Source organism: Mesorhizobium sp. SEMIA396 (assembly GCF_024518615.1).
In the GTDB taxonomy this organism is placed as follows: Bacteria; Pseudomonadota; Alphaproteobacteria; order Rhizobiales; family Rhizobiaceae; genus Mesorhizobium.
In genome coordinates this window covers 170,432-191,849 of the sequence record NZ_JANIFC010000011.1, presented here as the reverse complement: position 1 = coordinate 191,849, position 21,418 = coordinate 170,432, and the positions used below count along the sequence as shown (strand labels likewise).

Below are 21,418 nucleotides of genomic sequence, written 5' to 3'. Positions count from 1 at the left end.
GCGCTTTTCTGTTGGCCGCACTTGTGCTTTTGAAGGACGTGAACTGGAGACCGCGTCATAGCCGAAAGCGAGCGCGTGAAGATGGCGGCCGGCGAATGGTACACCTGCCTCGATGATGAGCTGGAGTCCTTGCGTGTGGTAGCGCGTGACGCGGTGTTCGAGCACAATTGCCTGCCGCCGCGGCAGCGCGGCAATCTCGGGTCGGGCTTGAAAGCTTTACTCGGCAACGCCGGCGAGGGTGCCCGCATCGAGGCGCCGTTTCACTGCGCCTATGGTTTCAACATCTTTCTCGGCGACGGCGTCTTCCTCAATGCCGGCTGCACCATCCTCGACACGGCGAGTGTGCGCATCGGCAAGGGAACGCTGCTCGGTCCCAATGTGCAGATTTATTGCGCCGAGCATCACAAGGAGGTCGCTGGGCGGCAAGCTGGACTGGAGATCGCCAAGCCGGTCGAGATCGGCGCCAATGCGTGGATCGGCGGCTCAGCCGTCATCCTTGGCGGCGTCAGCATCGGTGAAGGTGCCATCGTCGGCGCCGGCGCGGTGGTGACGCGCGACGTGGCTGCGAACACCACGGTGGTCGGCAATCCGGCACATCAGGTCAAGCGGGACTGAATAGATCAGGACGACAGAACGTACGTCATGCGCTCGCCCTGGTCGGTCCTTCTGGAGAATTCGCGCCGATATTGCGCCGGCGATGTCCTCAGCCTTGCGGCGAAATGCTGGCGCAGCGAGGTGGCGCTGCCGAAGCCGGCTTCGAAGGCGACCATGTCCATCGACTTTTCGGTCGCCTCCAGCAACCGTTGAGCCAGTTCTATCCGTTGGCTGGTCAGCCAATCGCCGAAACTGGTGCCGATCGATTTTTGGAAGCGGCGGGTAAAGGTGCGCCGGGTCAGGCCGGCGGCCTCGGCGACGCTATCCAGGCTATGCGTCTCTCCGAGCGCCGCGCGAACCGCGTCGAGGGCTTGGGTGAACCGGTCGGCGTCTGCGCTTCTTTCCACCGGATGCTCGATGAATTGCGCCTGGCCGCCCTGCCGATGCGGAGAAAGGACGATCTGGCGGGCGAGCCGCAGTGCCGCTTCCGCGCCGTAGCGGGCGCGCACGATGTGGAGACAGCAGTCCAGACCGGCGGCGACGCCGGCCGAGGTCACGATGTCACCATTGTCGACATAGAGCACCGAGGCATCGACGGCGACGTCGGGGTGGAGTTTCTGCAACTGTTCGGAATAGGCCCAGTGCGTCGCGGCACGACGGCCCGAAAGCAGCCCGGCCGCGGCAATGGCGAAGGTTCCAAGGCACAGGCCGACGATCAAGGCGCCGCGTTGGTGCGCCCGGCGCAACGCCTCCATCAGCGGCGGCGATGCCGGTTCGCCGAGATGATGCCAGCTTGGAATGATGACGATATCGGCGCCGTCGAGCCCTTCGAGCCCATGCGGCGCGGCAATTGTCAGTCCGGCCTCGGTGTGGATCGGGCCGGGCTTGACCGCGCAGATGCGGAAGTCGAAGCGCGGCAGGCCAAGCGCCGTCCTGTCCTCTGCGAAGACCAGGCACGGTACGGAAAGGTGGAACGGGCTGATGCCGTCGAAGGCGAGTACGGCAATGATCGGGTCGGTCATGGGTGCTTCCGGCAGTTGAATGCGGATTGTCCCAATTCTTTCGAATGATGTCAATCGGGCCACTTTCGACTGTCGCGGAGTCCGCCTATTTTCGGTCCATCACATTCAAGCCGGAAAGGAAAACACCATGTCTGACCCAGCCAACACCACGCCACGCCGGGCGCTGATCGTCGTCGATGTGCAGAACGATTATGATGGCGGCAGTCTTGCCATCCAGCATCCGCCGTTCCGCGACAGCGTCGTCCATGTGGCGCGGGCGATGGATGCAGCGACTGCTGCCGGCATCAAGGTGGTGGTCGTCAAGCAGATGGCGCCCGAGACATCGCCGATCTTCGCCGGGGGAAGCCATGGCGGCGAACTGCATCCCGAAATCGCCAGGCGTGGGCGCGACCATTATGTCGAAAAGAACCTGCCCTCCGCCTTCACCGGCACCGACCTCGAGGACTGGCTGCGCGCCAACGCCATCGATACGATCACGGTGGTCGGCTACATGACGCACAATTGCGACCTGTCGACCATCATCCACGCCGTGCATATGGGCTTTGCCGTCGAGTTCCTGTCGGATGCGACCGGATCGGTGCCTTACGCCAACAGCGCCGGCTACGCCTCGGCCGAGGAGATCCACCGCGTGGTCACGATCATCCTGCAGTCGCGCTTTGCCGCCGTGCTCAAGACCGCCGAATGGGTCGAGTGCCTGAAGACCGGCGCGCTGCCGGAACGCGACACCATCTTCGGCTCCAACCAGCGGGCGCTGTCACGCAGCGCCGCGTAGGGACTATCTGAAAACAGAAAGGGCGCCGCATCGCTGCGGCGCCCTTTCTGTTCGAATAGAAGGATTCTAGAACAGGCCTTCGATCTGGCCCATCTCGTTGAGGAAGATCTTTTCCGAGGACGGCGCCCTCGGTAGGCCGGGCATGGTCATGACCTCGCCGCAGATGATGACGACGAAGCCCGCACCTGCCGAAAGCCTGACCTCGCGCACCGGCACCGTGTGGCCGGTCGGCGCGCCGCGCAGGTTCGGGTCGGTCGAGAACGAGTACTGCGTCTTGGCCATGCACACCGGCAGGTGGCCGTATCCGGCGTCTTCCCAGGCCTTGAGCTGGTCGCGCACCGACTTGTCGGCGATCGCTTCCGAGCCGCGATAGATACGCTGGACGATGGTGTTGATCTTCTCGAACAGCGGCATCGCATCGGGATAGAGCGGCGCGAACTGCGAAGCACCGGATTCGGCCAGTGCCACCACCTTGTTGGCGAGATCCTCGATGCCGGCCGAGCCGTGCGCCCAGTGCTTGCACAGCATCGCCTCTTCGCCCATCGAGGCGACATAGTCCTTCATCGCCTGGATTTCGGCGTCGGTGTCGGAGTAGAAGTGGTTGATCGCAACCACCGCCGGCACGCCGAACTGGCGGATATTCTCGATGTGGCGGCCGAGGTTGGCGCAGCCCTTCTTCACCGCCTCGACGTTCTCCTTGCCGAGGTCTTCCTTCTTGACGCCGCCATTCATCTTCATGGCGCGCACGGTGGCGACAATGACGGCCGCCGCCGGTTTGAGGCCTGCCTTGCGGCACTTGATGTCGAAGAACTTTTCAGCACCCAGGTCGGCGCCGAAGCCGGCTTCGGTGACGACGTAGTCGGCGAGCTTGAGCGCCGTCGTGGTGGCGACGACCGAGTTGCAGCCATGCGCGATGTTGGCGAACGGGCCGCCATGCACGAAGGCCGGGTTGTTCTCCAGCGTCTGCACCAGGTTAGGCTGCATGGCGTCCTTGAGCAACACGGCCATGGCGCCGTCGGCCTTGAGGTCGCGGGCATAGACGGCCGACTTGTCGCGGCGATAGGCGACGATGATGTCGCCGAGGCGCTTTTCCAGGTCCTTCAGATCGGTCGACAGGCACAGGATAGCCATCACTTCCGAAGCAACGGTGATGTCGAAGCCGCCCTCGCGCGGGAAACCGTTGGCGACGCCGCCGAGCGAGCAGATGATCTCGCGCAGCGCCCGGTCGTTCATGTCCATGACGCGGCGCCAGACGACGCGGCGGGTGTCGATGCCGAGCTCATTGCCCCAGTAGATGTGGTTGTCGATCAGCGCCGAAAGCAGATTGTGCGCCGTGGTGATGGCGTGGAAGTCGCCGGTGAAGTGGAGGTTCATGTCTTCCATCGGCACGACCTGCGCATAGCCGCCGCCGGCGGCACCGCCCTTGACGCCGAAATTCGGGCCGAGCGAGGCCTCGCGGATGCAGACGATCGCCTTCTTGCCGATGCGGTTCAGGCCGTCGCCAAGGCCGACCGTAGTCGTGGTCTTGCCTTCGCCGGCCGGCGTCGGGTTGATGGCGGTTACGAGGATCAGCTTGCCGTCCTTGTTGCCCTTCACCGACTTGATGAATTCGGCTGATATCTTGGCCTTGTCGTGGCCGTAGGGCAGCAGGTGTTCGGTCGGAATGCCGATCTTCTGGCCGATCTCCTGGATCTGCTTTTTCCTGGCGCCGCGCGCGATCTCGATGTCGGACTTCACTTCGGCCATGACGGCTTTCCTCTGGATTGGACGGTGGAGGGGACGGGTTTGATCTTACTGGCAAGCAGGTTGGAACCGGGCGCGGGCATGTTCTAACCCTGTCGCTGCCACGGCGTCAACTTGTATGCAACTATGTTTCCTCTGGAGAAAGTTCCTCTGCGGACCGGCCGACCTGTCGTCGGTTCTTCCCGGCTCCGTTGCCGCGCCGTATAGAAGCCAGAGGACGCGCCGTTCCGCCGTCTCAAAACAGCCGCACAATGCACGGAATGCGACAGAGGCGACGGCGCAAATTCGCCATCGCCTGGTCCCTAATGGAACAGCGCTACTGCGTCAGAACGTTGCTGATTTCGACCATGTTGGAGCGCACCCTGAGCACATAGAAGCCCATCGTCGTCAGATGCGTCGGCAACAGCCAGCCATCCTCGCGGCCATTGGCGATGATGAAGGGCTGGATGCGCAGCGCCGAAACGAACTGCGAGTCCATCGTGTCCCACAGGTTCTGCAGATGCTTTTCCTTGATGACGTCCTCGAAGTCGGCCTGGGCTCCCTTCATCAGGCCGTAATAGCCGTAGAGCTGGCCATAGGCGAACCAGTAGCGGTCGTCGGCGCGGAAGTCGAACCAGCCATTGTTGTGGTTCTCGGCGCGTTCCTTGAGGATCGCCGAGGTCGAGCCGATGTCGGACGAGATGCGGTCGATATACTGTTTCAGATTGTCGGCGCGGGCGTCGAATGTCGCCTGGCAGGTGGCAAGGCGGGCGTTGAAGGAACGCAGCATGCGCACGGCGTCGCGATAGTAGCTTGGCGTCGGCGTCTTGGGGCCGAACGGGTTCAGGCCGAAATACCAGGTCTCTTCGTCGAACTGAAGGTTGCCGCGGGCATTCTGCAGATCGCTGTCGATCTGCGAGGTGGTGCGGACGCGGCCGAGATTGTCGGCAAGTTCGGTCGCCGTGCGCCGCACCGCCTGGTTGATGCCGCGCTGGAAGGAGGCCTTGTTGTCCATCCACGGCGTGTGGTCCCAGTCGATGCCGAACAGGCCCAGCTTGTAGAGGATCATCGACGAGATCCAGGCATTCTGGTTGACGTTGAAGTCGGTCAGGTCAGCGGCGATCTGGGCTATACCAGAGTTGCCGCAGGTCTTGGCGGTGTCCGTGCCGGCGCCGGCGGCGACCTGTTCGCCGGCGGAGACATTGCGCTTCTCGAAGGTGTATGTGTCGGGATAGTTCGGGTTGAAATTGTTCCACCACTGGGTGGCGTAGAAGAAATTGGCATAGAGGCCGATCAGCACCAGCAGAGCGAGGCCGACCGCCGCCTTGAGGATCCAGCCGCGCTGCGTATACCAGCGTCCGGCCCACAGGAACGGCCACAGGACGACACCGATCAGGAGGCCGATGCCGCGGCCGATCCACTGGAAAATACGGGTGAAGAAATTCACGATCGGATCGAGCATGGCTGTGTCACCCCCTCAAAGCATGATGCCAAAAAGTTGCAGACTTTTTGGATAACATCATACGCCAAAACAAGAAGTTAGAACGAAATAACGGTTCATTTCGTTCTAGTCAGTCAGGCCGTAGAGGCGTGTGCGAAACGCCACCTTGTCCTTCAAATATGTGGTTTTGAGAACGTCCACAACATGCGATCGCCAGGCGTCGCTGAAGCCGTCATAGTCCTTGTAGAAGCCGTCCTTGTTGAAGATGTAGCGCGAGACGAAGTCCGACGGCACGAAATCCGAGATCAGCCGGTTGGTCAGCCAGGCGTCGGGGTGGTCTGGCTTGGCGCGGATCACCAGGAAACGCTGCTGCGGGAAGACATCCTCGATCTTCAGGTGGCCAAGCTGGGCGATCTCGCGCTTGGCGGCGTTGAGGAAAGGAAAATTGCCGTCCCTGGTGATCAGGTCGGCATGGCTCTGGATCCAGGTCTGCAGCCAGACCTTGTCGACATTGGTCAAATTGCGGTTCGGCTCGGCGTCGCGGATCAGCGCGCGCACCACCATCTCGGCCCGGTGCTCGAGATAGCCCGAGGTCTCGACCCAGGAGGCACGCGGCAGCTCGATGCGGCCGGTGGTGGCGAGGAACTTGAACACCTTGTCGGCGTCGTTGATCGAGAGATAGCTGACCTGCCACGGCCGCGAGCGGCGAAAACCGGGGGCGGCCGGATCGCTGATCACCGTCGTCACATCCGGATCGACGAACACGTAGAGGCCGCCGAAATGGCTGGTCCAGTAGGCGTTGTGTCGGAAGATCACCTGGTCGGGTACCAGCGCGTTCTCGCGGATGTCGCCGCAGATCTTGGCGAGCTCGACCATGCGGGTCAGCATGGCGTTGTCGCGCCAGGCATCTGGCTCCTGCTTCAGCCGGTCGACGAGCTTGCCGAGTTCGGCTGCCTTGCCCAGCACATCCTCGGCCGACAGCACCTTGAATTCGACCTGACTGATCGACAGCAAGTCCTCGATGTCGTTGACCTTGGGAATGGAATCCTCGATCTCGCCGTAGATGACGTCTTTGATCGTCAGCGCATCGATGGCGCGCCGGTTCCTGGACATGAACTCGAACATCAGTTGCGAGGTGTTGGAGAAGGCGGTGTGCACCACCGGCAGGTCAATCTGCGACGGCGTCAGGATGATGAAACGGCGGTTGACCTCATTGGGATCGAGATAGTCATAATCATCGCATTCCTCGGCCACTTCGGGCGAGAAGCCGGTGCGGTCGATCTGGAAGCTCTTCAGTTTCGTCGGCTTCAAGCCGAACGCGGCCAGCGCCTTGTTGTAGCGCTGGATGAGGTGCGGCTCGTCGACCGTCAACAGCCGGCCATAGATCAGCTCGTTGTCGCGCAGGAGATCGGGTTTCTTGGCGGGGCTCATCTTCCCTTCTCCCCGTTTACGGGGAGAAGGTGCCCGAAGGGCGGACGAGGGGCGGCGCAGACGCTCATCATCTTTCCTCCGACGTTGAAGCTGGCAAAAACTTCACATCGACAGCAATCATTTTCCGATCGAGTCGACCATCCAGCGCAGCAACAATCGTATCCAGCACGCTCTTACGGCTCGTCAAAACATCAGCGTGCCAAACCCTCAACACCGACCAGCCGTTCCTGTTCATCGTCTCATCCCTGTATCGATCGTGGGGCCGATTTGCATGCTGACTTCCATCGACTTCCACAACCAGATTAGCCTCACGGCAGGCGAAGTCTGCGAAATATGGGCCGACCGGGAGCTGACGGACAAACTTGTGGCCATTCAGCCGCCTTCCACGCACTTCGTGCCACAGCCATTCCTCGGCATCATTCTCGACTTTCCGAAGCTGCCGGGCCCTTGCTACCTTTGGCTCATTACTGCCTCGCACAGCGCTGCCCCTCATCCGCCCTTCGGGCACCTTCTCCCCGTGAACGGGGAGAAGGAAGAGGTGCCAGGCTCACGCATTCCATAGCCCCTTTTTCTTCATCTCCTCCATCTCGCGCGCGGCTCGCTCGCGCAGGCGGGCGTCGCGCAGCAGCTTTTGCACGGCGGAGTCGTCGGACTTGTCGGAATAGCGGAACTCCGAGTCGGCATAGCGGTTGATCTCCTGCATGACCATGTCCATCGAGAACGGCCCGCGCAGTTCCTCGATCATCGCTTTCTTCTCGTCGTAGCCCTTGTGCATGAAGACTTCCGGCTTCTCGAACCAGTCGTCGGGAAGCTCGATGTCCATGGCGCGCATCTTGATGGCGTCGGTGACGTTCTTGATGGCGCGGCCGGTGAAGCGGGGCTCGGCATCCTTGATCAGGTGCAGATAGGTGCCGATGTCGGCCATCGATTTCGGCGCGCCGTTCTCCTTCATGTAGCGTTCGTAGACCTTCATCAGCCCGTCTTCTTGCGGCTTCTCGTGCTCCTCATAGGCTTCGGTCACGGCGCGCTGGATTTCCTGCGCGGCGTAGAGATCGTGGTCGCCGAGCGGGATCTTGTGGTTTTTTCCCGCCAGCAGGACAAAAATGTCGATGTAGTCGTTGCGGCTCTGGGGCCCGTCGACCAGCCAGCGGGCGCCGGCGCGCTGGCGCAGCGCGTCGTCGACATTTTCGGGATAGTTGGAGAACATGCCGAACGAGCAGTTGCCGCGCACCACGGTCGCGGCACCGGCGAAGGCATCCATCAAGACGCCGGTGATTTCCTGCTGGCCGGCCGAGGCGCGGTCGTCTGAGCGGCGCGCCGCCACCTGGTCGATGTCGTCGATGGTGCCGAAGCCGATGACGCGCGGGTTCAGCACATTGTTGATGAACTGGCGGCAGTTCTGGCCTGATTTGCCCTGATAGGACGAGATCTGGTCGACGCCGAAATTCTCGTAGGCAAAGGGATAGCCGGCGACCTGGCAATAGCCGTTGACGAGGCCGGCGATCATCTGGATCAGCGTCGTCTTGCCGGTGCCGGGGGCGCCGTCGCCGATGAAGGTGAACAGGAAGCCGCCGAGTTCGACGAACGGATTGAGTTCGCGCTCGAAGTCGTAGGCCATCAGCATCTTGGCGAGCTTGACCGACTGGTATTTGGCGATGTGGTTGCCGACGACCTCTTCCGGCTTCTTGAATGTCATCACCAGCGGTTTTGAACGCTTGCCCGGCGCGACGTCGAAACCATCGAGGGTGAAATCGTCGGCATCGATACGGATATGCGCGTTCTCGAACGGGCCGATGCCGTCGAAGCGGCCCTTGCGGGCCAGAAGCCCGTCGATGGCGACGCGGGCGAAGGCGCGCGCCCTTGTCATCAGGTCGGCGTCGTCGGACGATCCCGAGATCGCCTTGTCGAGGCCTGCCAGGATCGACTTCACCGCATCCTGCGGCGTGTCGAACAGGAAGTCCGGTTCGGGACTATCGTTGGGCGCCTCGCCGTCGCTGTCGATCAGCTGGAACAGGTAGGAGGCGAGGCTGAAGGCCGAAATGTAAGCCGAGGCCGACAGAAGCTTCTTGAAGGTGGACGCCTCGTCGCCCTCGAGCGGCGCGCGGGTGTTCTTGGCCTGCAGACTTTCAAGGTCCGAGCCCTCGGCAAAGACGTCCGATATTGCCAGCGCGATCGCCGTGCCGCGCCGGGCGCGAAACAACAGCGTGTGCTGCGGGATGGTCAGCAGCTGGTCGTCGGGATGAACGGCGCCGACGGTCTTCGACAGCTCGACCTCGCGCGTGCGGCGCACCGAACCGACCGAGACGGTCGAAACGAAGCGGCGATTGGTGCCGGCAAGTGCTGTGCCGGAGGAGCTAGACGGGTCCTCCAGCACGACGACACGGGTGATGAAGCTCTGCGCGGTAGCGCGGTGCTTCTCGATGGCGGCTTCCGGGATGGTGGTCAGGCCGGTATCCATGAAGGGTGCTCCGTGGTGTGACGGTCAGACGTCTGAGATGACCTGTCCGTTCGACAGAATGTGAACCTTGTAGCCGGCAAAGATCTTCTGCGCCTCGCCGGCGGCGTAGAGCGCCTGATAGGCCTCGTGCGGGATCAGCGCATGGTTTTCGTAGCTCGACACGCCCTGGCGCGCGGCTTCCAGATCGTCGGTATTGATGAAGAATTCCTGCGTCGTCTTCTCGCTGGAAAACAGCCCCTTGCGGCCGGGTTTCTCGGCCTTGGAATAGACCTCCTGGATGGTCCAGGTCAGCAGCCAGGCATTTTCGGGCTTGCGCACCTTGGCCAGGACTTCGGTCACCGTCGAATTGTTGTCGGTGATGCCAGCCGAATAGAACGGGCCGAGCACGACGCGGCGCAGCTGCTTGGGATGCAGCGGCTCGAAATCCTTGTCGAGATTGACCGCGATGGTCGCCGGCGACAGCGTGTAGGCGGAGTTCTTCTCGGTGAAATCGTCGAAACGGTGGGCAAGCTCGGGATTGAGCAGGCCATCGACCGGCAGAGGAATGTCGATCGTCTCGTTCAGCTTGCCGTTTCTGTCGACGAGCTGGCGGATCATCGTTTCGGACGAATCCTCCACCGTCACCATGTAGACCAGAGGCAGGTTGGCGCTGCCGTCGAACGTCGCCCAGTGGACGAGATAATAGGGCCGCCCCGTCTTCGGATTGACCGAGACCTTGGCCGTTTGCGCCAGGGTGAACGGGCCGAACGTGTTCTCGCTTTTCACGTCCTCGAGATAAAGCCGCTCGGCTATCGACTTCTGCAGCGCCGCGGGGAATTCCTTGTGGCGCAGGATGAAGTCGGCCATTTCCTCGCGCAACTCGCCGGCGAGCGGAATGTTGGCAAGCCGCGCGTCGGCCTGGCGTCGGTCGTTTTCCAGTTCGAGCAGGTTCTGGAACACCGGAAATCCGCTTTCGGCGCGCGAAATGCGGAATGTGTCCATGAAGCCGAGCCGGTTGCGCCAGCAGGAAAACGACTTGTCGAGCCTGGCGATGTGTTCGGCGACGATCTTGGCGACGATGCCGTGCCGGTAGAGCGGCGAGCGATCGTCGCGCATGAACACTTCAAGGCCGCTGAGCGCGGCCGTGATGGCGGAAAAATACCGTGCCGCCGCTTCGTTTTCGGGGGTCATGCCTGGTCGCTCGCGGGCAGTGCTGTCACCCTTAAGACTGCACGTAGTTAGCCGAATTGTGCTTCTTCAGCACCTCGTCGAAGCGGCGGGCGAAGGCATCGTCGGCCAGCTTCTTGCGGCGCTGGATATCGGCGGTGGCGACCATGTTCTTCTCGTGCATCTCAAGCAGGTCACCGATGTGCTTTTGCGAAGCAGCACCGATACCGGCCATGGTTTCCTCGGCGGTGTTGTCGACCTGGCTGCCCAGCGTGTTGATCTTGTGGGCGACGTCCTGCTGAGCTGCGGTCTTCAGCGAATCTTCCAGCGCCTTGTAGAGTACGATGCGCTGCTCGGTATCGATGGTCAGCTTGTTGATCAGCGTCGATTGCGCGGCGATCTGGTTGTTGAGCGAATCGACGAAGGTCTGGAACATCGAGGTGTAGCGCTCGAGCGTCTGGCTCTCGGCCAGCAGTTCCTGCTCCTTGGCCTGCTTTTCGTTGTATTCCGTCGCCAGCTTGGAGCGTTCGCCTTCGAGCTGCGTGCGGTCCTTCTGGCTGGTCGAAGCGGCGATCTTGTTTTCGATGTCGAGCAGCATCGGGTTGAGCTCCTCGATGCGCTTCTGCACGGCTTCGAGGTTGGTCATGGTGGTCTTGCGGCGCTCGATCACCTGCGACAGGCTGGTTTCCGAGGTCTTGTAGCGTTGGTCGAGAACCTCTTTCTGCGCCTTCAATATGCCGACGATGGTGTCGGATTTGACCAGCAGTTCCTGCAGATTGCCGGCCAGCGACATGTTGCGAACGCGGTCGGTGCGCATGCGCTGCTTGCTCTGGCTGGAGAAGATGCCAATGAATTTTTCCCAGCCGGTGTAGTTCTTCATGCTCTCGAACTCGGCGCCGAAGACGTTGGTGGCGTCCTCCAGCCCGATGATCAGGTCGGCAATGTTGCCTTCCATCACCTTCTGCTGCTTCAGCACATCCTCGATGCGGGCGTTCTCGAGGTCGAAATTGGCGTCGCCGATCTTCTTGTCTGATGTGGCAAGCGTATCAAGCATGGTGCCGGATTGCTCGATCTTGGAGCGCATGTCCTGCACGACCTGCTTGGTCTTGGCAATTTCGGCGTCGAAATTCTGCAATGTCGCCATTGGGGCCTCCCGCTTCGGCATGACGTCGCTGGTCGCGAACAGCGGCGAATATATGTGGGGCATCAGGGGATTGAAAGACGTGAAGACAAGGGCGGCGTGAAAACAAAAAAATTCGTCAGGGTCTTGAAAGCCAGTGAAGGCTTGGGCTTAGCGTGATTAGCTTGCCGACCAGCCATAGTTCAGCTGTCATTGAACTTTCATGCGGCAAGGCGAAGGCGCACGGATGCCTTTGTATTGGGCAAACCACCGAAGCAATCGCGGCCGCGATATGCGACGAGAAAGCCGGTTTTACAGAGCTGGCGAACAGCGGCTCAGGGTTTGGGATCGGCTTTCAGATAGGCGATGACATTGGCGATGTCGTCGTCCTTGGTCAGGCCGGCAAACGCCATCTTGTTGCCGGGCACTTTCAGCTTGGGTGCCCTGAGATACTCGGCGAGATTGGCTTCATCCCAGACCAGGCCGGCGGCGCCGGCACTCTTCATCGCCTCGGAATAGCGGCCAAGATAACTCTCGGCGCTACCGGCGGTGCGGCCAACGACGCCCAACAGATGCGGACCGACCTTGTCGCGGTCGGTGGCTGCTTCATGGCAGGCCATGCACCGGTTGAAGGCCTTCTTGCCCAGGGCCGGGTCGCCGCCGGCATGGGCCACAAGCGAGCTGGCAAGGAGAAGGATGCTGGCGGACGAAGCGGCTCGAAACATGCTGCCCCCGGAGAGTTCTGGCTGGCGGCCTTATAGTACCGAGGCTTTAACAAACGCTGCATCGCGGCGGGATTGCGGAAGACAGGCCCGCGAGTCAGGCCTGTTGTGCCAGATCGCGGCGCAGGAAATCATTCAGCCGCTCGACCGCCTGGGTCGTCGACAGCGGGTTGCGCAGGATGCCGATTTCGAGGTCCGGCAGCACCGGCAGCCCTTCATTGCCGCCGACGATGCGCAGCGATGGCGGTACGCTGCGCATCGCAAGGCCAGCCACCGCGAGCCCGGCCTGGACGACGGCGATCAGGCCAAGCAGAGAGGCGCTTGAATAGGTACAGCGATAGGAGCGGTCGGCATCGCCAAGCGCCTGCAGGACATTCATCCTGGCGGCGCAGCCCGGTTCGAACAAGGCGACCGGAAGCGGGTCGGCCTCCCAGGCGACATGGTTGGGCGAGGCGACCCAGACGAAGCGTTCCAGCCGGATCACCTCAAGCGGCTGCTCCGGCAAGCGGGTGATGATCGCCAGATCCAGCCGCCCCTCCGCCAGCGTCTTCACCAGCGCGGTCGACTGTTCGCAGATCAACTCCACCGTCACCAGGGGATGCTCCGCCGCGAATCGTGAGAGCACGGGCGGCAGGAGGAAGGCGGCATAGTCGTCGGGCACCCCCAAGCGGACGCTGCCTGTCTCCTTGGGCCGGGTGACGCTTGCCCAGGCTTCATCCGACAGTTTCAGCAACCGGCGCGCATAGATCAGGAAATCCTCGCCGATCGCATTGGGAGTGACGGTTCTGGGACCACGCACCAGAAGCTGGTTGCCGACCATCTCCTCCAGCCGCTGCATCTGCATGCTGACCGCCGACTGGCTGCGGCCGACCCGAGGTGCTGCATTGGAAAGGCTGCCGCTCTCGACGACGGCGACGAAGGTTTTCAGCAGGTTGAGATCGAGTGGCGTGGCCATGGTGCTATCAGCATATCGAATAGATCATTCCAAATCTATTCGCTTGTTTGAAGGTGGCGCCAGTGACCAGATGGTTGGGATCGCTGGGAACCACCACATGACGGACGCCTCGACAGCCCGCTTCCCGGCCGCGAGCCTTGCTCTGGCAATGGTGATCGCAGGCACGGTCGGCGCCTTCGCCACGGAATCGGGGCTGCATCCCGTCACCGTCGTCTTCTGGCGATGTGTGTTCGGCGCGATCTTCCTTCTCATATGGTGCCTGTTGCGCGGCTACCTGCCGGATCGGACGCTGTTGCCGTCCCGGCTTGCCCTTGCAGCACTTGCCGGCGTGTGCATGGTGCTGAGCTGGACAGCCTTCTTCGCCGGCTTCGCCATGACGTCGATCGCCACGACGACGATTATCTACCATATCCAGCCGTTCTTCGTGGTCCTGATCGGCGTGGTTTTCCTAAGGGAACGCATCTCGCCCGACCAACTGCTGTGGATGCTCGGTGCGTTTCTCGGCGTCGTGCTGGCCAGCGGCCTCGTTTTCGCGCACGGTCATGCCGATGCCAACTGGGTGCCGGGCATTGCGCTGACGCTGGGCGGCGCACTGCTCTATGCCGTTACAACGATCCTAGCCAAAGGCCTGGGCCAGCAGCGCGCCGAAATCACGGTACTCTGCCAAACGGTGGTGGGGGTCGTCATGCTCGCCCCGTTCGCCGGCGTCGGCCAACATATTGCGCCTGCATCATGGGGCTGGCTGCTCGGCATCGGCGTGCTGCACACTGGCATCGCCTACGTGTTGATGAATTCGGCCTTCCCACGCCTGACGACACCGGTGATCGGCGTCATCACCTTCATCTACCCGGTCGTCGCCATCATCGTCGACTGGGCTATCTATGGGCATCCGCTCGGACCGGCGCAGGCAGCCGGCATGGCACTGATTGCGCTGGCAACGCTTGGTGTGCGGCTTGGCTGGCGGTTTCCAAGACGGCGTGTCTCGACCGTGTGAGCCCGAAGCAATTCCAGGGAAAGCACATAGCGCTTCCCCTGGAATTGCTCCAATAACCAAGAGACAGAGTCAGCCTTTGATAAAGCCGATGAAATCGTCTGGCGTGGCGCGGCCCATCTCTTCCTCCCAGTGGCGGCGGCAGAGCGAGACATAGACATCCTTGCCGATTGCCACCTGCTCGCCCTGGCGAGCCACCTTGCCATCGGGGCCGAGGCGCACGACCATCGTCGCCTTGCGGCCGCATCGGCAGATGGTGCGCACTTCGCGCAAATCGTCGGCGATGGCCAGCAGCGCGCGCGAGCCGGAAAACAGCTTGCCCTGGAAATCGGTGCGCAGGCCGTAGCACATGACCGGGATGTTCAACCGGTCGGCGATGCGGGCGAGCTGCCAGACCTGCTCCTCCTCGAGGAACTGCGCCTCGTCGACGAAGACGCAATGCACTGACGTATGCGCGTGATGCTCGGTGACGCGGGCGAACAGATCGTCGCCATCGCGGAACATCTCGGCTTCCGTCTCCAGGCCGATGCGCGACGAGATCAGGCCGGTGTCGCCCTTGCGGTAGTGGCCGGCGACGAACAGCATCGTGCCCATGCCGCGCTCGCGATAATTGTAAGAGGCCTGCAAGAGCATCGTCGTCTTGCCGGCGTTCATGGTCGCATAGTGAAAGTAGAGCTTGGCCATGCCGCTCTTTTAAGCCGACTTGCCCTGATACGGGGAGGGGCGGTCGCCCGCATTCCCCTGAAAAAGCCGGCCCGTCTTCGAAAAAACCGTCCGGCATGGCAAAAGCGCCTGATGTGTCGCTGATTGGCCAGCCCGCGCCGTTGATCGCGATTGTCTTAATGCTTGAAACCACACCAGAATGGTGTTTGGCTGACGAAACAAGGCGGGCATAGAAACCGTAGCTACGCTTCGCCAAAGAATCACAATGGGAGACTGTCTATGTCGCGTATGAACTCTTTCGTCGCCGGCCTCGGTCTGGCGGCTTTTTTGTCCACCAGCGCTGCCTTTGCCGGCGATCCGGCGAGCTGCAAGGCGGTGCGCCTTTCCGATGTCGGCTGGACCGACATCCAGGCGACGACCGGCATCGCCTCCGTGCTGCTGACCGCGCTCGGCTATGAGCCGCAGACGATCCAGCTGTCGGTGCCGGTGACCATGGCGTCGCTGAAGAACAAGGATCTCGACGTGTTCCTCGGCAACTGGATGCCGTCGATGACCAACGACATCAAGGACTATACCGCCGATGGCTCGGTCGAGACGATCAGCACCAACCTGACCGGCGCCGGCTACGGTATCGTCGTGCCGACCTATGTCGCTGACGCCGGCGTGAAATCGCTGACCGATATCGGCAAGTTCAAGGACAAGTTCAACGGCAAGATCTATGGCATCGAGGCCGGCAATGACGGCAACCGCATCATCCTCGACATGATCAAGAACCCGAAAGACAACCTCGAAGGCTTCGAGCTGGTCGAATCCTCGGAGGCCGGGATGCTGACGCAGGCCGAGCAGTCGATGAAGAGCAATGAATGGATCGCCTTCCTCGGCTGGACGCCGCATCCGGTGATGGGTGCCATGAAGATCACCTATCTCGATGGCATGGGCGACAGCGGCTTCGGCGCCGCCACTGTCCATACCAATGTGCGCAAGGGTTACACCACCGAGTGCCCGAATGCCGGCAAGTTCATCGCCAACCTGAAGTTCAATCTCGATATGGAAGGCGAGATAATGGACGCGATCCTCAAGGGCGCTGACGCCAATACGGCTGCGACCGACTGGCTCAAGAAGCATCCGGACGCGGTTGCTCCGTGGATTGCCGGCGTGACCACTTTCGATGGCGGCGACGCCGCTGCAGCCGTGAAGACTGCGCTCGGAAGCTGAGCAGGTCTTGCGTTCGGCGTGACCGATCAAGAAGGGCAGTCACTGTAGAAAGGGCTGCCCTTTTTCATATCCTGTGACAAGATGACCGTCCGGCAAGGACGGCGACTGCCAAAGAGGGGCAAGATGGATCCGATTTCAAAATTCTTTGTCAGTTATAAAATCCCCATAGGCGAGTGGGGCAAAGCGTTCTTCACCTTCCTTACCGACAATTTCAACACCTTCTTCCGCGGCCTCTCCGGCGGCTTGAATTTCCTGCTCGATGGAGTGGTCGACACGCTGCTGTTGGTACCGCCGGTCCTTCTCATCGCGCTGATTGCACTGCTTGCCTATTATCTGCAGCGATCGAGAGGCTTGGCGGTGGCTGTCTTTCTCGGGTTGCTGTTCATCCTCAACCAGAACCTCTGGAAGCAGACGGTAGAGACACTGGTGCTGGTGGTTGCCGCCGCCGCCGCCTCGATGGCCATCGGTGTGCCACTCGGTATCTGGGCGGCGCACAAGCCGAAGGTCTATCGCGTCATGCTGCCGGTGCTCGATTTGATGCAGACGCTGCCGACCTTCGTCTACCTCATCCCGGTGCTGACGCTGTTCGGCCTCGGCAATGCGCCCGGCCTCATCGTCACCATCATCTTCGTCATCCCGACCGCGGTTCGTCTCACGCATCTCGGCGTCGTCTCGGTGCCGAAGTCGATCGTCGAGGCCGGCGAGGCGTTCGGCGCCACCAAGAGCCAGTTGCTGTGGAAGGTGGAGCTGCCCTCGGCGCTGCCCACCATCATGGCCGGTCTGACGCAGTGCATCATGCTGTCGCTATCGATGGTGGTGTTTGCCGCACTGATCGGCGCGGGCGGCCTCGGCACCGAAATCAACCGGGCGCTGGGTTCGCGCAAGATCGACCTCGGGCTTGAGGCGGGCCTCGCCATCGTCGTTTTGGCCATCGTGCTCGACCGGATGACCCGCATCGCCGTTGGAGGCAAGAAATGACCGTCGCCGTCGATTTCCGGAACGTCGATATCGTCTTCGGCGCCGACCAGGCCGGATCGCTGAAGATGATCGACGCCGGAGCCAGCCGCGCCGAGATCCTCGAAAAGACCGGCAATGTACTGGGTTGCGCCGGCGCCAGCCTGACCGTGAACGAGGGCGAAATCTCCGTGCTGATGGGTCTCTCCGGTTCGGGCAAGTCGACATTGCTGCGGGCGGTCAACCGGCTCAACGTGGTGTCGCGCGGCCAGGTGCTGGTCAAGGATGGCGACAAAACCGTCGACGTCGTCACCTGCGACGAGGCGACCCTGCGGCGCCTGCGCCAGAAACAGGTGGCGATGGTGTTCCAGCAGTTCGGCCTTTTGCCCTGGCGCACGGTGGAGGAGAATGTCGGTCTCGGCCTCGAACTCGCCGGCGTACCGGAAGCCGAGCGCAAGGAGCGCGTGCAACGCCAGCTCAAGCTGGTCAATCTCGACCAGTGGTCGAAGAAATACGCGCATGAGCTGTCGGGCGGCATGCAGCAGCGCGTCGGCCTGGCGCGGGCCTTCGCCACCGAGGCGCCGATCCTGCTGATGGACGAGCCGTTCTCGGCGCTCGACCCGCTGATCCGCACCAAGCTGCAGGACGAATTGCTGCAGCTCCAGGCCGAATTGAAGAAGACCATCATCTTCGTCAGCCACGACCTTGAGGAGGCGCTGAAGATTGGCTCCCACATCACCATCATGGAGGGCGGGCGCATCGTGCAAACCGGCGCGCCGGAGGACATCGTGCTGCGGCCTGCCAACGACTATGTCCGCGACTTCATCGCCAATGTGAACCCGCTGTCGGTGCTGACCGCCTGGAACGTGATGCGCGACCGTCGCGATCTGGAGCACGGCAAGGATGGCTGGGTGTGGCTCGACCGCCGCAAGACGACGCGCTTCAAGATCGATGAGCATGGGCTGGTGGCGGCGGCCGAACGCGATGGCAAGCCGGCGGTCTGGGTGTCGTGCGCCGACGTCGAAGGCCAATCCGAGGAAGCCGCGCAAGTGTTCTGGGCCAATCCGGGCACTTCGCTGAAAACCGTGATGCTGGCCATGCACCGTTCGCAGACCGCTCCCGTGGCGCTGTTCGACGACCAGTCGCGCTTCGTCGGCGCCATCGGTATCCGCGACGTGCTGAGCGCGGTGCTGCGGCGGTAACCTTCGCCGTCAATTCAGCCCATAGGGCGGTTTAGTGTTTTCGAGGGAACAGCCGGGTCGCATAATTGAGGTTGAGGAATGCGAAACGCGACGGTGGCTGCACTCATATACGAGTTTCTATTCGACGTTTACCGGCTAATCGACGCCGAGCGAGAGCACAACGAGTGGCTGCCAGACGAACATAGTGTGGTGCGTGAAGCCTTCTTTCACAGTTACATCAGCTGCTGGGAGTGGAGTACCTCGGTGCTGGAGGAGGTCGGCGCCACCAAGACCCTCCAGCTGCCGCACATTAGGCAAGACCCGAACAGGCGCAGTCCGTACAGCTACCCTTTAATGACCTTGGACGACTGTCGCGTTGCAGACTTTTTAGAGTTCGAGACATTCGACAATTATTGCTATGCAATGTTCACCTTTTACCAATTGATCGGTCAAACTTCGCGTGAGAACGAGGTCAATCTGGCCGTTCGGTCTCCCCGGTTCTTGGAGGCAGTCGCATCCAAGGACGATGTCTTCCTGATCGAGGACATTCATTGCGTTAAATTTAGACGAGATCGCTTCGAGGAAAAGGTGATGACGCGTTGGGACGAGATGCAACTTCGCATATTTCGACGCAAGGACGGCGTACTGAAATAGGCAACCAGCCTATCCACCGCTCGTTGACCTATGCTGGTTGAAGTTGAGAGCAGACCGACGAAGAACCGGCTAACGAAACTGCCCTGTCATCTTGTGGCAGCCTTATGCCGCCAGCGGCAGGCGCAGCTGCGTTAGCAGGCCACCGCCCGGGTTGTTAGACAGGCTGATCTCGCCGCCGGCGGCGCGCGCGATGTTGCGGGCAATGGTCAGGCCGAGGCCCAGACCGCCGGTCTGGCGGTTGCGCGATTGTTCGAGGCGCACGAACGAGCCGAACACGGCGTCGATCTGTGCCTGCGGTATCCCGGGCCCTTCATCGCGGATGGTGAGCAGGATCATGTCTTCCGACCGGCGCAGCGTAAGATGCGCCTTCTTGCCGTAGGTGACCGCGTTCTGCACCAGATTGGTGACACAGCGCTTGAGCGCGACCGGCCGCGCCATGCAGATCAGCCCGCGCGAACGGGTCTCGTCGTCGAACGATACGTCGTCATAGCCGTCGGCGATCGATTCCACGAGCGACCAGAAATCGATGCGTTCGTTCTTTTCCTCCGTCACTTCGAAGGTGGCGAAGTCGATCACCGAGCTGGCGATGCCCTCGACATCGGCGAGGTCGTGCGCCAATGCCTCGCGGACCGCCGATTTGCGCAACAGCTCCAGGCGCAGGCGCATCCTGGTCATCGGCGTGCGCAGATCATGCGCCAATGCCGCCGCCAGATGTTCGCGGTCCTCGACATATTCGCGCAACCTTGCCTGCATGGCGTTAATCGCCTTAGCGGCGGCACGGACCTCGCGGCTGCCGCTCTCGGCGATCGGCGGGCTCTTTAGATCCTTGCCGATCCGGTTCACGGCGGTTTCCATCATCCGGTAGGGCGCCGTCAGCCGGCGCAGCGACCAGATCGACATGATCACCACCAGCCCTGCGATCAGCGAATAGAGCGGCAGGCTGTCGAAGCTCAGGATCGGGCCGACCGGCGTGATCGGCTCGGTGAAGTTCAGCCATTGGCCGTCGGCGAAGCGCAGCGAGGCCGTCAGCTTGTCGCTCTGGGCGAAGTCGGCGGCCAATACCAGAAGGTCGCGCTCGACCTGGCCGATGTCGGGTCCCGGGGCCGTGCCGTCCGCGTCATCGGCCTCGCGCGTCGCCGGATCGCGGCGTACGCGTGCATCGGTGATGCCGAATTTCGACAGCCTGCCGACGAGGATGTCTTCGAGTTCGGCCAGTTCGTCGTCACCGGCGATCGACGAAGTGACCGCCGGTGTGTCCGAAACGGTGAGCGCATAGGTTGAATTGAACAGGCCGCTCGCCGTCGCCTTGCGCTCGTCCGGACTGGCGTCATGCATGAGCTGCACCAGCGAGAAGGCACGGTCGTTGAGCCGGTAGAGGTCGACGACGTCGTTGGCGGCGGCGCGGTCGCGCGATACGATGTAAAGGGTCGCGACCTGGCTGATCAGCAGGCCGGCAATGACGATCAGCAGCACCCAGACAGGCAAGGTCTGCGGCAGGAAACGCCTCATTCGGAGGTCGTCTCGGGCAGGAACTGGTAGCCGCCGCTGCGCACGGTCAGGATCAGCTTGGGCGTTTTGGGGTCGTCTTCCATCTTGCGCCGCAACCGGCTGACCAGGATGTCGATGCTGCGGTCGAAGGAATAGTCGCTGTCGCCGCCGGACAGTTCGATGAGCTGGTCGCGGGTCAGCACGCGCTGCGCGCTCTTGACGAAGGTCTGCAGCAGGTTGAATTCGGCCATGGTCAGCTCGACCCTGACATCGTCGGGTGCGATCAGCCGGCGCCGAGCACAGTCCATCGTCCAGCCGGCGAAGCGGTAGATCTGCTTGGTGGTGGCGCGCTTGGGCTCGGCGGCGCCATTGCGCCTGAGCACGGCGCGGATGCGCGCCAAAAGCTCGCGCGGGTCGAAGGGTTTGGGCACATAGTCGTCGGCGCCCATTTCCAGGCCGACGACGCGATCGGTCGTCTCGGTGACGGCGGTCAGCATGATGATCGGCGTCGAGTACTGGGCGCGCAGGTCGCGGCACAGCTCCAGCCCGCTCTTGCCGGGCAGCATCACGTCAAGGACGATGAGGTCCACCTGGACGCGCCGCAGGATGGTCTCCATCTCGACACCGTCGGCGGCAACCGAGGTGTGCAGGCCCCGCTTCTGGAAGAATTCCTGCAGCAGGTCGCGGATGCCCTTGTCGTCGTCGACGATCAGTATGTGTGCGTCGGATTTCACAGCAGCCCTGTCATTGTTGCCAAGCCCTTCTGTCTTTGATTGCCAAGCCCTTCTGTCACAACCCACACGATAGAATTCAGGCCATATGTTGGCCAGTGGCTATGATGGGTTCACACCGGCTTTCTCAGACACAATCCAGAAACAAAATTCTACAG

Annotated in this window: 20 protein-coding genes; 7 read left to right on the top strand and 13 right to left on the bottom strand. The window is 61.9% G+C overall.

Translation table 11 applies throughout. From position 1 onward, the window contains the following. The first annotated feature begins 57 nt into the window (after positions 1 to 57). Positions 58 to 615: a sugar O-acetyltransferase gene (locus NP503_RS25055; RefSeq protein WP_127266541.1), complete on the top strand. Its 558-nt coding sequence runs from the start codon at positions 58 to 60 to the stop codon at positions 613 to 615. Between the two features lie 5 nt (positions 616 to 620). Here the strand turns inward: NP503_RS25055 and NP503_RS25050 are convergent, their stop codons facing one another. Further along, positions 621 to 1,616 (bottom strand): GlxA family transcriptional regulator, encoded by a 996-nt coding sequence (locus tag NP503_RS25050; protein WP_127266542.1) that lies wholly within the window; start codon positions 1,614 to 1,616, stop codon positions 621 to 623. Positions 1,617 to 1,743: 127 nt separating this feature from the next. Between NP503_RS25050 and NP503_RS25045 the strand changes: the two genes are divergently transcribed. After that, positions 1,744 to 2,388 (top strand): cysteine hydrolase family protein, encoded by a 645-nt coding sequence (locus tag NP503_RS25045; RefSeq protein WP_127266543.1) that lies wholly within the window; start codon positions 1,744 to 1,746, stop codon positions 2,386 to 2,388. Positions 2,389 to 2,454: 66 nt separating this feature from the next. Here NP503_RS25045 and NP503_RS25040 read toward each other — a convergent pair whose 3' ends face one another. The 9 genes from NP503_RS25040 to NP503_RS25000 all read right to left on the bottom strand — a co-directional run bounded on the left by NP503_RS25040 (position 2,455) and on the right by NP503_RS25000 (position 13,383). Next, on the bottom strand, positions 2,455 to 4,134 hold the full coding sequence (locus NP503_RS25040; RefSeq protein WP_127266544.1) for a formate--tetrahydrofolate ligase: 1,680 nt from the start codon (positions 4,132 to 4,134) through the stop codon (positions 2,455 to 2,457). Positions 4,135 to 4,447: 313 nt separating this feature from the next. After that, entirely contained in the window at positions 4,448 to 5,572 is a 1,125-nt protein-coding gene (locus tag NP503_RS25035; protein WP_127266545.1) for a DUF2333 family protein, read from the bottom strand. Positions 5,573 to 5,677: 105 nt separating this feature from the next. Beyond that, positions 5,678 to 6,982 (bottom strand): DUF6638 family protein, encoded by a 1,305-nt coding sequence (locus tag NP503_RS25030; RefSeq protein ID WP_127272315.1) that lies wholly within the window; start codon positions 6,980 to 6,982, stop codon positions 5,678 to 5,680. Positions 6,983 to 7,049: 67 nt separating this feature from the next. Further along, complete coding sequence (locus NP503_RS25025) at positions 7,050 to 7,460, bottom strand: endonuclease domain-containing protein (RefSeq protein ID WP_127302072.1); 411 nt, start codon at positions 7,458 to 7,460, stop codon at positions 7,050 to 7,052. Positions 7,461 to 7,529: 69 nt separating this feature from the next. Beyond that, positions 7,530 to 9,440: an ATP-binding protein gene (locus tag NP503_RS25020; protein WP_127266547.1), complete on the bottom strand. Its 1,911-nt coding sequence runs from the start codon at positions 9,438 to 9,440 to the stop codon at positions 7,530 to 7,532. A 24-nt stretch (positions 9,441 to 9,464) separates the two neighbouring features. Beyond that, the gene (locus tag NP503_RS25015; RefSeq protein WP_127266548.1) at positions 9,465 to 10,610 is read right to left on the bottom strand and encodes a hypothetical protein; all 1,146 of its coding nucleotides are present in this window, start codon (positions 10,608 to 10,610) and stop codon (positions 9,465 to 9,467) included. A gap of 31 nt (positions 10,611 to 10,641) precedes the next feature. Then, positions 10,642 to 11,730 (bottom strand): hypothetical protein, encoded by a 1,089-nt coding sequence (locus NP503_RS25010; protein WP_127266549.1) that lies wholly within the window; start codon positions 11,728 to 11,730, stop codon positions 10,642 to 10,644. Positions 11,731 to 12,041: 311 nt separating this feature from the next. Beyond that, positions 12,042 to 12,431 (bottom strand): cytochrome c family protein, encoded by a 390-nt coding sequence (locus tag NP503_RS25005; RefSeq protein ID WP_127266550.1) that lies wholly within the window; start codon positions 12,429 to 12,431, stop codon positions 12,042 to 12,044. Positions 12,432 to 12,525: 94 nt separating this feature from the next. After that, positions 12,526 to 13,383, bottom strand: coding sequence for a LysR substrate-binding domain-containing protein (locus NP503_RS25000; protein ID WP_127266551.1), 858 nt, complete (start codon positions 13,381 to 13,383; stop codon positions 12,526 to 12,528). A gap of 97 nt (positions 13,384 to 13,480) precedes the next feature. On the opposite strand from NP503_RS25000, the gene NP503_RS24995 reads away from it, so the two are divergent. Further along, positions 13,481 to 14,377 (top strand): DMT family transporter, encoded by an 897-nt coding sequence (locus NP503_RS24995; protein WP_127266552.1) that lies wholly within the window; start codon positions 13,481 to 13,483, stop codon positions 14,375 to 14,377. Positions 14,378 to 14,446: 69 nt separating this feature from the next. On the opposite strand, the gene NP503_RS24990 is transcribed toward NP503_RS24995, so the two are convergent. Then, positions 14,447 to 15,058, bottom strand: coding sequence for a thymidine kinase (locus tag NP503_RS24990; protein ID WP_127266553.1), 612 nt, complete (start codon positions 15,056 to 15,058; stop codon positions 14,447 to 14,449). A 258-nt stretch (positions 15,059 to 15,316) separates the two neighbouring features. On the opposite strand from NP503_RS24990, the gene NP503_RS24985 reads away from it, so the two are divergent. The 4 genes from NP503_RS24985 to NP503_RS24970 all read left to right on the top strand — a co-directional run bounded on the left by NP503_RS24985 (position 15,317) and on the right by NP503_RS24970 (position 19,041). Further along, a complete protein-coding gene (locus NP503_RS24985; protein WP_127266554.1) occupies positions 15,317 to 16,252 on the top strand; it encodes a choline ABC transporter substrate-binding protein in 936 nt (311 codons plus the stop codon). A gap of 123 nt (positions 16,253 to 16,375) precedes the next feature. Further along, the gene (gene choW, locus NP503_RS24980) at positions 16,376 to 17,230 is read left to right on the top strand and encodes a choline ABC transporter permease subunit (protein WP_127266555.1); all 855 of its coding nucleotides are present in this window, start codon (positions 16,376 to 16,378) and stop codon (positions 17,228 to 17,230) included. Further along, a complete protein-coding gene (gene choV / locus NP503_RS24975; protein ID WP_127266556.1) occupies positions 17,227 to 18,408 on the top strand; it encodes a choline ABC transporter ATP-binding protein in 1,182 nt (393 codons plus the stop codon). The genes choW and choV overlap by 4 nt, the downstream gene beginning before the upstream one ends. Positions 18,409 to 18,501: 93 nt before the next feature. Then, positions 18,502 to 19,041, top strand: coding sequence for a hypothetical protein (locus NP503_RS24970; protein WP_236382896.1), 540 nt, complete (start codon positions 18,502 to 18,504; stop codon positions 19,039 to 19,041). Positions 19,042 to 19,143: 102 nt separating this feature from the next. On the opposite strand, the gene NP503_RS24965 is transcribed toward NP503_RS24970, so the two are convergent. After that, positions 19,144 to 20,550, bottom strand: a complete 1,407-nt coding sequence (locus NP503_RS24965; RefSeq protein WP_127266558.1) for an ATP-binding protein — start codon at positions 20,548 to 20,550, stop codon at positions 19,144 to 19,146. Beyond that, positions 20,547 to 21,263, bottom strand: coding sequence for a response regulator (locus NP503_RS24960; RefSeq protein ID WP_127266559.1), 717 nt, complete (start codon positions 21,261 to 21,263; stop codon positions 20,547 to 20,549). The genes NP503_RS24965 and NP503_RS24960 overlap by 4 nt, the downstream gene beginning before the upstream one ends. Positions 21,264 to 21,418: the final 155 nt, after the last annotated feature.